Here is a 14163-nt window from a genome sequence, read left to right as displayed (position 1 = left end):
AGGATGGGTTTTTTCTGTCTTATTGTTTGCCCATATGCGAAGTCAAACAGTAAAATGGAAAGATGAAAAGGAAGTGACATGCATTGACGACAAAACAAAAAAATCAATTGGCGATTCTCATGTTGAACATGTTTATTGCCGTTGCCGGATTTGGGATTATCATCCCGATTATTCCGGACTACTTAAAGATGATTGGCGAGGGAGGGACGGCCGCAGGACTAATGATTTCCGTGTTTGCGGGTGCGCAACTCGTGATGTCACCGATTGCCGGGAAATGGGCGGACGTCTATGGGCGCCGTCTCATGATTATCCTCGGTCTCATCGGGTTCACCATCTCGATGGGGGTCTTTTATCTATCGGATAACTTGACGGTTTTACTCGTGTCTCGTGCGATCGGAGGCGTGGGGGCGGCGCTCTTGATTCCGGCCATCTTCGCTTACGTGGCAGATATTACAACACTAGAGCAACGAGCTCGAGGGAATAGTTATATTTCCGCGGCAATGTCGCTTGGAATCGTTGTTGGACCAGGGATTGGTGGATTCTTTGCCGAGTTCGGATTGAAGACACCGCTACTCGTTTCAGCGATTGTATCGTTTATCGCCGTGATCTCGTCTGTACTGCTTCTGAAAGAGCCTGACCGTGCCCCGTACGAGGCACCGAAGACGAAAGAATCTTTACCGACACAATTGGCGATGTCGACACGAAAGCCATACTTCTTCGTGTTGGTCATCAACCTAGTCATGGCATTTGGTCTCATGGCTTACGAATCGGTGCTCGGACTATATGTCAGTGAGATGTTCAGTGCGACACCACAAGAAATTGCCATCATGGTGACCGGGACGGGGATTGTGAGCGTCATCGTCCAACTGTTCGCGGTGGACCGTCTCGTCGCACTGATGGGAGAGGTGAAGGTCGTGCTCGCCTTTATCGCGCTCGCGTCATTCGGCTTCTTCATGTCCCTGTTCGCAGGAACGTATATGCTCTTCTTCGCGGTGACGCTCGTCATCTTCCTATCGACATCGATTTTACGACCGGTGTTGAATACGCTCGTCTCGAAACTAGCCGGAAACGAACAAGGACTTGCGATGGGTATGAATAACGCATATATGAGCATCGGAAACATTTTAGGACCGACGCTCGCGGGAATTGCCTTTGATATCGACATGCGCTACCCGTTCATCATGGGGCTCGTGTTATTGCTCGTCACGTTTACGGGGACATGGAACTGGTCGAAACGGAAAGCAGCCGTCATTTCAGAATCTTAAGGAGGACGCTATGATTTACGTAGGGGTGACCGGATGGGGTGACCACGATTTATTGTATACGACCCCAGAAGAACGAAAACACAAATTACCGACATATGCAGGACATTTTCCGACCGTCGAAGTCGACTCGACCTTCTATGCAATTCAACCTGTGAAAAATTTCGAGAAGTGGGATGCCGAGACACCGGACCATTTCCAGTTCGTCGTGAAAGTTTCCAGGGAAATGAGTGGACACGACCGTGAACCAAAAGTGCCTTTGTCCGAACTGTTTGAACGCTACCGGGTCTCCGTCGAACCGCTGAAGCAGGCCGGGAAGCTGAAGGCTGTTCTCGTTCAACTACCGCCTTGGTTCGATGTCTCAAAACCATACCTTGATTATTTGCGAACGATCCGTGCCGAGCTTTCTGACTATGAGATTGCCATCGAGTTCCGTAATCCGACATGGTTCTCTGAAGCGTTTCGGGACCGGACACTACAATTTTTAAAGGAACAACGATTCATCAACACGATTTGTGATGAGCCACAGACGAAAGAAAGTAGCATCCCGTTCGTCCCGGTCGTTACCCATCCTGACGTCGCGGTCGTTCGATTACATGGACGAAATACATCTGGATGGCTAAAAAAGCCGGGAATGACGAGTCAAGAATGGCGGCATGTCCGTTGCTTGTACCGTTACAGCGAGGAGGAACTTCAAGAGTTGGCAACTTCACTTCGTGAGATTGACCGTGAGGCGAAAGACGTATATGTGTACTTCAACAACAACTCTGCCGGGGACGCGGCTCCGAATGCCAAGCGCTTGATTGAGATTCTTGGTCTCGAATACGAGCTTGCACCCCGACAAATCAGTCTGTTTTAGAAAGAAGGGATGGCCGTGACGACACTTACGATTTTTCATTACAACGATCTTCATTCAAAGTTCGACCAATGGCCGAAACTTGTTTCCTTTTTAGAAGAACATCGCACGGACAATACGCTCTACTTTGACTTAGGGGATCACGCGGACCGTACGCATCCGGCGACGGAAGTGACCCGTGGCAAGTTGAACGTTCGTTTGCTCGAACGGCTTCAGCCGACGGCCGTCACAATCGGAAACAATGAAGGAATCACGTTTCCACACGATTGGCTGTCGAAACTGTACGAGGAGGCGACGTTTCCGGTCCTGCTCGGGAACGTGTATGAGGCGGACGGCTCCCGACCGGATTGGGTTGAGGAGACGCTTGTGATCGAGCAAGATGGTGTAAAGATTGGCTTGTTTGGTATGACCGCGCCTTACGAAGAGTTGTATCCAGAACTCGGTTGGCAGATTGAATCGCCGTATGAGTCGACCAAACGAGCATTGAAGCGTTTGGAACACTGTGATGTCATCATCGCGCTCAGTCATCTCGGCTTTTTTGGAGATGAGCGATTGGCCGAGATGTACCCCGAAATCGATGTCATCCTCGGCGCGCACACACATCACGTCTTAGATGAAGGTGTGATGACGAATGGGGTGTTGATCGCGCAGGCAGGCAAGTATGGAAAGTATGTGGGGGAAGTCACGTTAAGGCTTGATGGAACGAAAATCATTGAGAAAGAAGCTCGCCTCCATGAGCTATCCCATCGATCCGATAGTCCGGACACATTGTCCATCTTGCATTCCGAAGGAGCCGATGCAAAACGACTTCTCGATGTGACGATTGCTGAGACGGACGGCTATGTATCGAATTGGTTCGGGCATTCCCCGCTCAGTGACCTGCTCGTGAAAAGCATGGTTGAATGGTGTACGGCGGACGTCGGAATCATTCCTTCCGGTGTGGTTCTTGAAGGGATCCCCCCTGGAAAAGTGACGCTCAACATGCTGCACCGGATTTGTCCGCATCCGATCAATCCTTGTGTGCTCACATTGGATGGAAAGACGCTGACACGTTTTTTACACGATGTGAGCGAAGAGACGTTCACGAACATGCATGTGAGAGGTTTAGGCTTTAGAGGAACCGTGCTCGGAGAACCGAGCTTCTATCAAATTGAACAACGTGACGGCCAGTATTTTGTGTTAGGAGAACGATTGGAACCGAATCGAACGTACCGTGTCGCGACGGTCGATATGTTGACGTTTGGTCCCCTTCTTCCGTATTTGAAAGATCAACCGAAACGATATTTTATGCCCGAATTGTTACGTGACGTGCTCAGAGAAGCGATCGTCACTCGACATGAGATTCTCCGAAAAGGGTAGAGCCGATTCGAGGGGGACGTGCTATGATAAGGAAGCGGAGGTGGGAACGATGATACGAGTGAATCGCCACGGTTATACCGTCTTAGAAGAGAAACGCGACGGATTCAACGAAGAGGCGTTTATCGCAAGGTATAGCGATGTGCTTGACAAGTATGACTACATCGTCGGCGATTGGGGGCACGGTCAATTGCGATTGAAAGGGTTCTATGAACCAAAGTCTAAATTGGCGACATATGAGAACCGGATCGACAACGTGATGGACTATGTGTATGAATACTGTAATTTCGGATGTCCTTATTTCGTCTTGAAAAAAGAAACCGAAATTAACGAGGAAGAAAGTGGTCCTGTCTTTGGTGGAACGAAACAAAAATTAAAGTTAAAACGAAAGTTCAACAAGTCAGAAGAGACAAACACGTAAAGTGCTGAAGCATCAGCACTTTTTTTATTACATTTGATTTCCAAATATTTCGTTTAGGTAAAAAGTCATGACATAACGTTTAGAGGTTGGAAAAATGTGATAAATTGGCATTAAGGATAGCTACGTAGTATTGGTTTTCAGGGTGAGGTGATTGGATGCAACATATACAAACAACCGTTGGGGATCGGGATGACGTCCATAATCGAATTCATAACTTCGGACTCGGGATATTGGCGATGCTCTTTTTTAGTTTCCACATCATGATGACGTTTTATTTTACAGCAGCCGTTATTTTATTTGAACTCGTTCACGTATTGCTCATCCGTCGTTATGAGTATAGCCATACTTTTTTACGGAGCAACGTATTCAAAATCACATCTCACTTGATTTTATCAATCGGGGTGTTGCTGTTGATTTTATCCATGTCTCAGTTCTTTTTAGGTAATGTGATGATTCGGTAAGGTGGAAAGGAGAAATTCCTTTCCCTTTTTTATATATTTTTTGAAACGTATCGTAACTTTTTCACGTACACTATAGAAAGACTATGAAAAAGGATGGGTTCATATGAGAACAGAATGGAAACAACATGCACGTCAAGCATTGAAAGGGAAATGGTGGCTCATGGCAGGGTTGGCGCTCTTATTCCTGATCATCAACGGAATTCCGCAGTGGTTCGCCCCTGAGATGGACCCCAATTCACCGGAAGCGTTCACATCGACAGACGTCACGTTGACGTTTGTATCGAACGTTCTTCAGATCTTGATTGCGCCACTTGCCATCGGTTGGTCATGGCTCGCGTTAAATGTATCACGCGAAAAAGGCGCATCGCTCTCAGCGATGTTCAAGCCGTTCCAGACGAAATACGTCAAACATGTCATCACATCATTTGTGATGGGATTGTTCCTCTTCTTGTGGACGCTTCTCCTCATCGTGCCTGGCATCATTAAAGGATTCTCTTATTCGCTCACACCGTACATTTTACGCGACCAGCCAGAACTTTCGGCGCTCGAGTCGATTACGGAATCACGTCGCCTCATGGACGGTCACAAGATGGAAGCGTTCATGCTCTTCTTGTCATTCTTCGGTTGGTTCCTCGTCGGAATTTTGACGCTCGGTATCGGCTTCTTCTTCATCGGGCCATACTATTCGACGACGTATGCAACGTTCTATGATTCGATTCGTGACAATCGGATCGGCGCAGACGAGCCGGTTCATGAGACAGATCAAGGATTTTAATCAAACAAACGCCTCGCTCATTATTGAGCGGGGCGTTCGTTTAGGCGTTGACTTCAGATTTTTGTAAGTATGGCTTCAATGACAAGTGGTGTTCGGCCACGACTTTACGAATGGTGCGTGTCTTCGAACGCATGACGAGTGAAGTCGTTTCGACGATATCATCTGTTAAGAACTTGACCCCATCGAGCAACTCGCCAGATGTCACACCAGTCGCGGCAAAGATGCAGTCATCACTTTTGACGAGGTCGTCGAGTGTGAGAAGTTGAAGCGGGTCAGCTAACCCCATCGCGATCACACGGGCAGACTCTTCTTCGTTCATCGGATGAAGTCGGGCTTGCATGTCGCCACCAAGCGCTTTGACCGCAGCGGCAGTGATGACCCCTTCAGGAGCCCCGCCGGTACTGATAAAGATGTCGATTGGGTTTGATTTGACCGCAGCCGCGATTCCGGCAGAAACGTCACCGTCCTCGAATAGTTTGACGCGTGCACCGACATTCATGGCGGCGCGACGGAAATGTTCATGACGATCGCGGTCTTGCATGATCACGGTCACTTCTTCAATGCGTTTATTGTTGTACTTTGCAGCTTTTTCAATGATGGACTCAAGCGGCTCGTCGAGAGACACTTTTCCTTTCAAGTTTGGTCCGACGACGAGTTTGTCCATGTACATATCAGGTGCGTGGAGGAGGGCACCTTCATCGGCGACAGCAATGACGACCATCGCATCGCCAAGCCCTTTAGCGACAATCGATGTCCCTTCAAGCGGGTCGACGGCGATGTCTACTTTTGGGCCGAACGTCGTACCGAGCCGTTCTCCAATGTAAAGCATCGGAGCTTCATCGAGCTCACCTTCTCCGATGACGACCGTCGCGTCCATGTTGACCGTCCCGAGAACTTCGCGCATCGCTGACGTTGCCGCGTCATCAGCCTCGTTCTTTTGTCCGCGCCCGATCCATTTTGATGAAGCGAGTGCAGCCGCTTCTGTTGCTCGTACGATTTCTAATGCTAATTCACGTTCCATAGTGTTGTACCCTCCACGTTATCTCTATTAAATGTGTTATACTTTTTTCGAATTAAACCCGTTGATTAGTGTAACACAATTTTATAAATGATGTAAATAGGAGAGGTTCTTTTCTCCAGATCGAAAAAGGATTAGTATTAACAGCAGGGGGGATCATCATGTATTTTGTGAATAGAGAAAAGATAAATCAGACACTGGAACAAATGGAGACGATGTTGACGCATATCGATCGATTGGACGGGGATGCGTTCACTGTAGAGCTTGCGAAACAACGGATGGCCGTACTGCTTATTGAAGGTGTCATCGACGTTGGCAACTCGATGATTGACGGGTTCATCATGCGTGACCCGGGCAGCTATGAAGACATTGTCGACATTCTACTAGATGAACGTGTTCTTGATGAGGCGACAGCAAGCGCCACGAAAGCACTCGTCGGGTTACGTGCGTATTACGTTCGGGAGTTTGTCGATGCCGACGCATCAAGATTTGATGATTGGATGGGGACGTCAATCCAAGATTTCACACCGTTCTCCGCGCAAGTTCGTCGCTACTTAGAGGTCGAACTTGGTCCAGTGTCCGCATTCTTACCAGAAAGCGAGTGATTGGGTGGAACCGATTAAAGGATATTTGTTTGATTTAGACGGTACAATGTATGCTGGGACAGAGCCGATTCAAGCGGCGGTCGATTTCGTCAATGAGTTGGAAGCGATGAACGTCCCATATTTATTCGTCACGAACAATGCTTCGATGACACAACAACAGATTGCAGACAAGTTGATCTCGATGGGGGCGAACGTAAAAGCGGAGCACGTCTTGACGAGTGCGATGGCAACGGCTTTTTACATTGAAAAAATGTCTCCTAGGGCAACGATTTATATGATCGGGGAAGATGGACTCCGCCTGGCCTTGGAATCTCGTGGTTTTCATGTTACGGACGAGCCGAAAGCGGATTATGTCGTCATCGGTCTCGATCGTCACATCACTTACGAGAAATTGGCGAGAGGTGCGATTGCCATCCGTTCAGGGGCAAGATTCATCTCGACGAACGGGGATATTGCGATTCCGACTGAACGCGGTTTTTTGCCAGGGAATGGCTCGCTCACATCCGTGTTGACGGTGACGACAGAAAAAGACCCGTTCTTCATCGGTAAACCAGAACCGGTCATGGTGGATGTCGCACTCGATATGATCGGGTTATCGAAAGAGGATGTTGTGATGGTCGGGGATAACTATCATACGGATATCTTGTTTGGGATCAATGGTGGTATTCGCACGCTTCATGTCAACTCAGGAGTACATGGACCGGCATTTATTCATGAACAAGAAAAACTCCCAACCTTTATGGTCGAGAGCTTAGATGAATGGAAACATGAAAAAAAGGGATGACGAATGTCTCCCTTTTTTAAAATACTTGCTCTACTTCAAGGATTCCTGGCACTTCTTCAATGAGAGCACGCTCGATCCCGGCTTTTAACGTGATGGTTGAAGATGGGCAGCTGCCGCAAGCACCCATTAAACGGAGCTTGACGATGCCTTCTTCGACATCAACGAGTTCGACGTCTCCGCCGTCACGAAGCAAGAACGGACGTAATTTATCGAGCACTTCTTGGACTTGATCAAACATTTCCATGGTATCTACCCCTTTCTCGTTCTATCTTATTTTAGCAAGTTTGAGATGGTTTCTCAATCATTTACGCCGAGCCTCTAAACTTCGGTCGTCGATCAGATTTTGTATAATGAAAGTGAGGGGGATGGAAAATGAAAATCACAGTATATGGTACAGAAGCTCAATGTGCGAGTTGTGTCGGTGCACCGAGCTCGACCGAGACATATGAATGGTTACAGAGCGCGCTCGGTCGGAAGTATCCTGAGAAAATCACGTTTGAGTATATTGATTTTGAACAGAGCGAAGATGAGTTTGCCCGAGCGTTGAAAGAGGATGAGTGGTTCTATCCGCTCGTATTGTTGGATGGGGACGTGATTGACGAAGGGGTCATTCAACTACGGAAGGTGTACGCGGCAATCGATGGCGTACTAAAATAATATGTGACAAATTTGACGATTTTATACGCTATAAAGTCGTCTATTTTCATTAAAAATAACAAAAAATTAATTTTTTGAATAAAGGTAATAAGTTTTTCTTATTGTAATATTACTGGTAGAGGAGGCGATGACTATGTTTCGCAAAAAAGTACAATCGCAGAAAAAATTATTTGAAGCGGGTGAAATCGACGACGTCAGAATCGAACTGTCATCAGAGTTGGATCAGCAGCGACAATTGATTCAACTGACTTTAGAAGATTTAGCTTATTTGAGAAGTTACCGAGCTGAGATTCAAGAATCATTACCTAAACTGGTTGACTTATTTTATAAACACTTAGAGGAAATTGAAGAGGTGAATCACATCATCAATCAACATTCCTCATCAGACCGGTTGAAAGTGACGTTAACCACCCATATCGGTGAGATGTTCGACGGGGTGATCGATTCAGCATACATTGAAAAACGTTATCGGATTGCGAAACGTCATCATATGATCGGTCTTAAAGGAAAATGGTATATGGCGGCCTTTCAAAAAATCTTTGACTATATTTTAGTGAAAATTGAATCTGAATCGTTTGACTCGGTCTCAAAGATCAAACTCATTTCAGCCGTTACAAAAATATTTAATTTTGAGCAACAAATCGTTTTAGAGATGTTTGATGAAGAGGCATCTAACATGAAAGATCAGATTGATTATCGTGAACAAATGAGTAAGGCAGTCCAATCGACGACAGAAGGTCTCGTCTCGATGACGCAGGAGATGACGGCTAGTTTTAGTTTGATGAACGGCATGGTCGGAGAAATGCGTTCGATGAGCGAAGAGGCAAAGTCGACACTCGGCGACATGCGTGAATCATCACAGTTTGGGAAAGAGACGTTAATGAACGAAACGAACCGGTTGACGGCCATCTCAGAAGAGCTATCGAGCTCATCTCACCAAATGGGTGAACTCAATCAGTTGATGTCTGAGATCTCTTCAATCACGAACGGAGTCAAACGGATCGCAGACCAAACGAATATGCTTAGTTTGAATGCGGCGATTGAGGCTGCGCGTGCTGGCGAACAAGGAAGAGGCTTTCAAGTCGTTGCTTCTGAAGTGAGGCAACTTGCTAATCAGTCGAAAACATCAGCCGAACAAGTTGAACAGTTAACGGATCGTCTAAATCGCCGGATCGAGGAAACGACTGAACGGGTGATGGTTACAGAACGAGACATGAGAGATTCGATGAATCGTATGCATCAGGTGACAGACTTGTTCGTCAAAATCGCCACAGATTCGACGGTGACGGATGGGAAGATGAATCATTTGTTCGATGAGATTCAAGAAGTGACCAATGCGATTCTGGAATTGCAACACGCAACGAGACAAATTGCCACGTCGTCCGAAGAACTATTAGTCTCAACAGAAAAACTTTGAACTGCCCATTACGGACGGGTAGACGGGGGTTCGGTATTCAATAAAAGAGTGGCAGTCGTCGGACTGCCACTCTTTTATTTGATGACTTTATGTTTCCACAGAATGCCTGACTTCAACAGTCGGGCGACTTTACCGGTGAGTGATTGTTTCCCCATAAATACCCCAAAACCGGCTTTCTTCCCAAGGGACCCGAGCGTCCCTTTTAGTTTGATGTCTGGTAACTCCGGGTAAGCCACACCCTTCCACTTACAGATGAGCACTTGCACAATCTGTTCTGCCTGGGCTTCTGCGAGCTGTCCTGACGGAGCGTACGGCAAGCTTGCGTTGTCACCAACGACGAACACGTCTGGTAAGTCAGGAACGAAATGGTGTTCCGTCAACTTGACCCGACCGCCCCCATCGAGTTCCCAACCTTGGTTGCGTACGACGGCGACGGGTTGAATACCGGCCGTCCATACGGTCAAGTCAGAAGGGAACAACTCTTCATGATTCCATAGGCCGTCGGCATCGACGCGGGTGATGTTCGCGTTGTTGATCACGTCGACGCCATGTTCTTCGAACCATGATTGTACATACATCGAGACCCGGTTCGATAAGAATGACAATACCGACGGGCCGCGGTCAAACAAGCGTACGGTCAAATCTGGACGGCTCTCACGCAGTTCACTGGCCAGTTCGACACCGGATAGTCCGGCACCGACGACAGAAACGACGGAGCCTGGTCGAAGACCGTTGATTGCTTGTTGTGTCTTTCGAGATTCTTCCAACGTCTGAATGCTGTACGTGAACTCTGCTGCGCCTTGAACGTTATGATACTTGTCCTCACATCCTAATCCGATCACGAGGTCATCATAAGGAACCTTTTCTCCACTCGCGAGCAAAACCATCTTGTCTTCCGTGTCGATATCTGTGACTTGTCCGTATATGTAATCAATTTCATTCGGAAAGTCGATGCGGATATCGCGGTCTGAGACCGTCCCTGCGGCGAGTGCATAATACTCTGTTTTTAATCCGTGATAAGGTAAACGGTCGACGAGCGTGACCGAGATATCTTGTAACTGATGTCCAAGAACTCTTTCGATCACACGCATACCCCCGTAACCGCCTCCTAAGACGACTAGTTTGCGCATAATAATCCCCCTTTGTTACTCTTCAACTGTATCATGTTATAATCTGCCGTAGAAGGACCATTTTCCGATAATTCACATAAAGAAAGACGGTGACATATATGATGAATCCAATCATCGAATTTTGTGCATCGAATTTAGCGATGGGCTCACAGATAGCGCGTGCTAAATTGGAATCAGACCCTGATCTCGATGTGGTCGAATACGGTTGTACGGGCTATTGTGGTGTCTGTTCAATTGATTTATTTTGCCTCGTCGATGGAGAAGTGGTGACCGGTGAAACACCGGACGAACTGGTGACTAAGGTGTATGAGAAAATAGAAGAGATGGCATGGTAAAAAGTTTGAGGGATGACCTCAAACTTTTTTATTTCACCCGTTGCATTTTAAAAATAGAGATGGTATATTCTAAGAGGTTCAAATGTAGGTTGTCTGACGTTTAACAACGACAAAAAGAAAGCGTTTCAAACGGTAGGACACATCTCATTTTGGGTATGACATAATATATCGTTTTTATCTTGAAAGGAGTTCATCAATAATGATTATCATGAGTTTCGTTGGTATTGTGGCGTTAATTGGAATCGCTTTCATCTTCTCTACCAACCGTAAAGCCATCAAATGGCGCACCGTCCTCGCTGCCTTTGCAGTACAGTTCATTTTCGCCTTCCTCGTCCTCTATTCAGAATGGGGTCGTGCAGCGTTAAAGTGGCTCTCTGAAGGGGTACAGCAAGTGTTGAACACGGCAAATGCCGGAATTAGTTTCGTCTTTGGTACAGCTGTTGGAGGTGACAATTTTGTTTTCGCCTTCCAAATCTTAACGATTATTATCTTCATGTCGTCATTGATCGCGTTCCTTTACTACATCGGTGTCATGCAATGGGTCATCCGTATTCTTGGTACGGCGCTCTCGAAAGCGCTCGGGACGTCACGTAAAGAGTCGCTTTCAGCAACAGCGAACATCTTCGTCGGTCAGACGGAAGCCCCGCTCGTCATCAAGCCTTATCTTCCTACGATGACACAGTCTGAGCTTTTCGCAGTCATGGTCGGTGGACTCGCCTCTGTAGCTGGTTCGGTACTTGCTGGATACGCTGCACTCGGTGTACCACTTGAGTACTTGCTCGCAGCGAGCTTCATGGCCGCACCTGCAGGTCTTATGTTCGCGAAGATTGTCGTTCCGGAAACGCAAGAAGTGGACGACAACATTGAAATTGCTGAAGATGAAGAAAACAAACCTGCCAACTTCGTTGATGCGGCTGCTCGTGGTGCATCTGACGGTCTCTTCCTCGCGTTGAACGTCGGTGCAATGCTCCTCGCCTTCATCTCGTTGATTGCGCTCGTTAACTTGATGCTCGGAGGCATCGGTGGATGGTTCGGATATGAATCTCTTTCACTTCAGTTGATCCTCGGTTATGTCTTTGCGCCGCTCGCATTCGTAATTGGTGTACCGTGGGCAGATGCGGTCCAGTTCGGTAGCTACCTCGGTCAAAAACTCGTATTGAACGAATTCGTGGCGTTCTCTGAGTTCGCTCCAATCATCGGGTCGGGTGAATTGTCTGCTCGTACAGAGGCGATGACAGCGTTCGCACTCTGTGGATTCGCAAACATTTCATCACTTGCCATCCTTCTTGGTGGTCTCGGTGGTATGGCGCCGAACCGTCGTGGTGACATCGCACGTATGGGTGCTCTCGCAATTCTCGCCGGTACGCTTGCTAACTTGATGTCAGCAACATTGGCTGGTCTTTTGATCGGACTTCTCTAATCACAATACAAACAAGCGATCACGTATGTGGTCGCTTGTTTTATTTGGAAGGATTGTCGCACCTTGGCTATCGAATGAGCCGCTCCATTTCTTACAATGTTGTTTAGGCTTCGCACGGGGTGCCGAGGGTGCATAGAATATAGTAGACCCAACAATAAAGAGCACCTCAATCGTTTGAGGTGCTCTTGTATTCATAAATCGATTATGCTTGGAGTTGTATGCGCTGACGTTCGATCCACGGCTTCAACTTCAAGAAGAGCGGGATGAAGAGCGCGCTAATCAAGATCGCTTTAATCAAGTTGAACGGTAAGATTCCGTAAAGGACAAGGTCCGTCTTCACAGCCGGGTTGGCCATATCCGCCATGCCGAAGAAGAATGCGTAGGCTGGCAAGATGACGAGGTAGTTCAAAATCGCGAGGCTGAATGCCATCGTGATTGTGCCTGCGAGCAAACCGGAAGCGAGCGCCTTGTTTGTCTTTCGTTTATGGTAAAACCATGCGACCGGGTACATGAAGGCCACGCCTGCGAAGAAGTTTGCGACTTCCCCGACTGGGACACCACCGCCGTTAAAGACATAGTATAAGACGTTTTTCAGTCCGACGACCACGACACCTGCGAGTGGTGAGAAGACGATCCCGGCAATGAGTGCTGGAATGTCACTAAAGTCCACTTTGAGGAATGGTGGTAAAAAGGGTAGCGGGAAGTTGAATAGCATGAGTACGAACGAAATCGTCCCGAGCATTGCCAAAGTCACCATTGTCGTCAGTCGTTTGTTGCGCGTAGTTTTCATCAGAATCTCTCCTTTAGGTCGCTCCTTGATGAATGGCACCCATCGCATATAAAAACCCGATTGCACTAAAGACAATCGGGAGAGTTTACGCGCATACGAAACAGATGTTTCCCGAGGCGGAAAAATCCACGTCAAAGAAAACATCCGGATATCGGTCGGATGCCGCCATCTTCTCCCATCCAGACTATACTGTCGGCTTTCGAATCTCACGAAATCAGCAAGCAACGCCTTGCTCGCTCACGGGCTGAGAAGAATATATTCTTCAATACCGCCGGTCGGGAATTTCACCCTGCCCCGAAGATGGAACGATTTAATTTTTTTTGTTACAGTTTAGTTATACAAGATAATGCACAATATGACAAGTCAATTGACTTGAACTGAAGATAAAATGAGGAGGGGTTCAGATGATTCATTTAACAGAATCAGCGGCACTTCAAGTGTTAGAGATGATGAAGCAGACGGAACGTCCGGAAGCGCAATTTTTGCGTGTGAAAGTACAAGGGGGCGGATGTACAGGACTCTCGTACGGAATGGGCTTCGATGAAGAACGAACGGACAAAGACGTTCAGTTCGACCATCATGGGGTGCGTGTCATCGTGGCTGAAGTCGACCATGGGGTCGTTGACGGACTTGAGATTGATTATAAGCAATCGATGCTCGGCGGAGGTTTCACGATAAAAAACCCAAATGCGATTGCCACATGTGGTTGCGGTTCTAGCTTTAGGACGGCGACGAATGCTGGGACGCCTGGAGAATGTTAAACAAAAACCGATCGTATTGCGATCGGTTTCAGCTTGTTGACGAACCAGGTCGCCTCTTGCGACCTGGTTCGTCCTTTTTTGTGGTTCTCGGTTTCTTGAGGCGTTCTGCCCCCAT

General features: G+C 47.5%; 17 protein-coding genes and 1 riboswitch. Of the genes, 13 read left to right on the top strand and 4 right to left on the bottom strand.

The features are described from left to right. Nucleotides 1-83 precede the first annotated feature (83 nt). The 6 genes from KNP00_RS07415 to KNP00_RS07390 all read left to right on the top strand — a co-directional run bounded on the left by KNP00_RS07415 (nucleotide 84) and on the right by KNP00_RS07390 (nucleotide 5131). Entirely contained in the window at nucleotides 84-1265 is a 1182-nt protein-coding gene (locus tag KNP00_RS07415) for an MFS transporter (RefSeq protein WP_215143695.1), read from the top strand. Nucleotides 1266-1275: 10 nt separating this feature from the next. Next, entirely contained in the window at nucleotides 1276-2121 is an 846-nt protein-coding gene (locus KNP00_RS07410) for a DUF72 domain-containing protein (RefSeq protein ID WP_215143694.1), read from the top strand. Nucleotides 2122-2130: 9 nt separating this feature from the next. Beyond that, nucleotides 2131-3477, top strand: a complete 1347-nt coding sequence (locus tag KNP00_RS07405) for a bifunctional metallophosphatase/5'-nucleotidase (protein WP_215143692.1) — start codon at nucleotides 2131-2133, stop codon at nucleotides 3475-3477. A gap of 49 nt (nucleotides 3478-3526) precedes the next feature. Beyond that, on the top strand, nucleotides 3527-3895 hold the full coding sequence (locus KNP00_RS07400; RefSeq protein ID WP_215143690.1) for a YutD family protein: 369 nt from the start codon (nucleotides 3527-3529) through the stop codon (nucleotides 3893-3895). 155 nt (nucleotides 3896-4050) lie between these two features. Beyond that, a complete protein-coding gene (locus KNP00_RS07395) occupies nucleotides 4051-4356 on the top strand; it encodes a hypothetical protein (RefSeq protein ID WP_215143688.1) in 306 nt (101 codons plus the stop codon). Nucleotides 4357-4459: 103 nt separating this feature from the next. Continuing rightward, entirely contained in the window at nucleotides 4460-5131 is a 672-nt protein-coding gene (locus KNP00_RS07390; RefSeq protein ID WP_215143686.1) for a DUF975 family protein, read from the top strand. Nucleotides 5132-5171: 40 nt separating this feature from the next. Here KNP00_RS07390 and glpX read toward each other — a convergent pair whose 3' ends face one another. Then, the gene (glpX, locus tag KNP00_RS07385; RefSeq protein ID WP_215143684.1) at nucleotides 5172-6152 is read right to left on the bottom strand and encodes a class II fructose-bisphosphatase; all 981 of its coding nucleotides are present in this window, start codon (nucleotides 6150-6152) and stop codon (nucleotides 5172-5174) included. Nucleotides 6153-6310: 158 nt separating this feature from the next. On the opposite strand from glpX, the gene KNP00_RS07380 reads away from it, so the two are divergent. Further along, nucleotides 6311-6754, top strand: coding sequence for a DUF86 domain-containing protein (locus tag KNP00_RS07380; RefSeq protein WP_215143682.1), 444 nt, complete (start codon nucleotides 6311-6313; stop codon nucleotides 6752-6754). Between the two features lie 4 nt (nucleotides 6755-6758). Continuing rightward, entirely contained in the window at nucleotides 6759-7538 is a 780-nt protein-coding gene (locus KNP00_RS07375) for a TIGR01457 family HAD-type hydrolase (protein WP_215143680.1), read from the top strand. 16 nt (nucleotides 7539-7554) lie between these two features. Here KNP00_RS07375 and KNP00_RS07370 read toward each other — a convergent pair whose 3' ends face one another. Then, nucleotides 7555-7782 carry a NifU family protein gene (locus KNP00_RS07370; RefSeq protein WP_215143678.1) on the bottom strand — a complete coding sequence of 76 codons (228 nt, stop codon included), beginning with the start codon at nucleotides 7780-7782 and terminating at the stop codon, nucleotides 7555-7557. A gap of 128 nt (nucleotides 7783-7910) precedes the next feature. On the opposite strand from KNP00_RS07370, the gene KNP00_RS07365 reads away from it, so the two are divergent. Continuing rightward, nucleotides 7911-8195 (top strand): DUF1462 family protein, encoded by a 285-nt coding sequence (locus tag KNP00_RS07365; protein ID WP_215143676.1) that lies wholly within the window; start codon nucleotides 7911-7913, stop codon nucleotides 8193-8195. A 133-nt stretch (nucleotides 8196-8328) separates the two neighbouring features. Further along, nucleotides 8329-9612 carry a globin-coupled sensor protein gene (locus KNP00_RS07360; protein WP_215143674.1) on the top strand — a complete coding sequence of 428 codons (1284 nt, stop codon included), beginning with the start codon at nucleotides 8329-8331 and terminating at the stop codon, nucleotides 9610-9612. 74 nt (nucleotides 9613-9686) lie between these two features. Here the strand turns inward: KNP00_RS07360 and KNP00_RS07355 are convergent, their stop codons facing one another. Continuing rightward, entirely contained in the window at nucleotides 9687-10742 is a 1056-nt protein-coding gene (locus tag KNP00_RS07355) for an NAD(P)/FAD-dependent oxidoreductase (protein WP_215143672.1), read from the bottom strand. A 98-nt stretch (nucleotides 10743-10840) separates the two neighbouring features. On the opposite strand from KNP00_RS07355, the gene KNP00_RS07350 reads away from it, so the two are divergent. Then, nucleotides 10841-11077 (top strand): YuzB family protein, encoded by a 237-nt coding sequence (locus KNP00_RS07350; protein WP_215144056.1) that lies wholly within the window; start codon nucleotides 10841-10843, stop codon nucleotides 11075-11077. Between the two features lie 196 nt (nucleotides 11078-11273). Beyond that, entirely contained in the window at nucleotides 11274-12497 is a 1224-nt protein-coding gene (locus KNP00_RS07345) for a NupC/NupG family nucleoside CNT transporter (protein ID WP_420828313.1), read from the top strand. A 202-nt stretch (nucleotides 12498-12699) separates the two neighbouring features. On the opposite strand, the gene KNP00_RS07340 is transcribed toward KNP00_RS07345, so the two are convergent. Next, nucleotides 12700-13287 (bottom strand): ECF transporter S component, encoded by a 588-nt coding sequence (locus KNP00_RS07340; RefSeq protein ID WP_215143669.1) that lies wholly within the window; start codon nucleotides 13285-13287, stop codon nucleotides 12700-12702. A 163-nt stretch (nucleotides 13288-13450) separates the two neighbouring features. Then, a riboswitch (FMN riboswitch) is annotated at nucleotides 13451-13593 on the bottom strand. Between the two features lie 98 nt (nucleotides 13594-13691). On the opposite strand from KNP00_RS07340, the gene KNP00_RS07335 reads away from it, so the two are divergent. Then, nucleotides 13692-14048 carry a HesB/IscA family protein gene (locus KNP00_RS07335; RefSeq protein WP_215143668.1) on the top strand — a complete coding sequence of 119 codons (357 nt, stop codon included), beginning with the start codon at nucleotides 13692-13694 and terminating at the stop codon, nucleotides 14046-14048. Nucleotides 14049-14163 lie beyond the last annotated feature (115 nt).

The organism is Exiguobacterium qingdaonense, assembly GCF_018617855.1.
GTDB classification, from domain to species: domain Bacteria; phylum Bacillota; class Bacilli; order Exiguobacteriales; family Exiguobacteriaceae; genus Exiguobacterium; species Exiguobacterium qingdaonense.
Note: the sequence above shows the minus strand (reverse complement) of the source record. Positions and strands in the feature narration are given on the sequence as shown.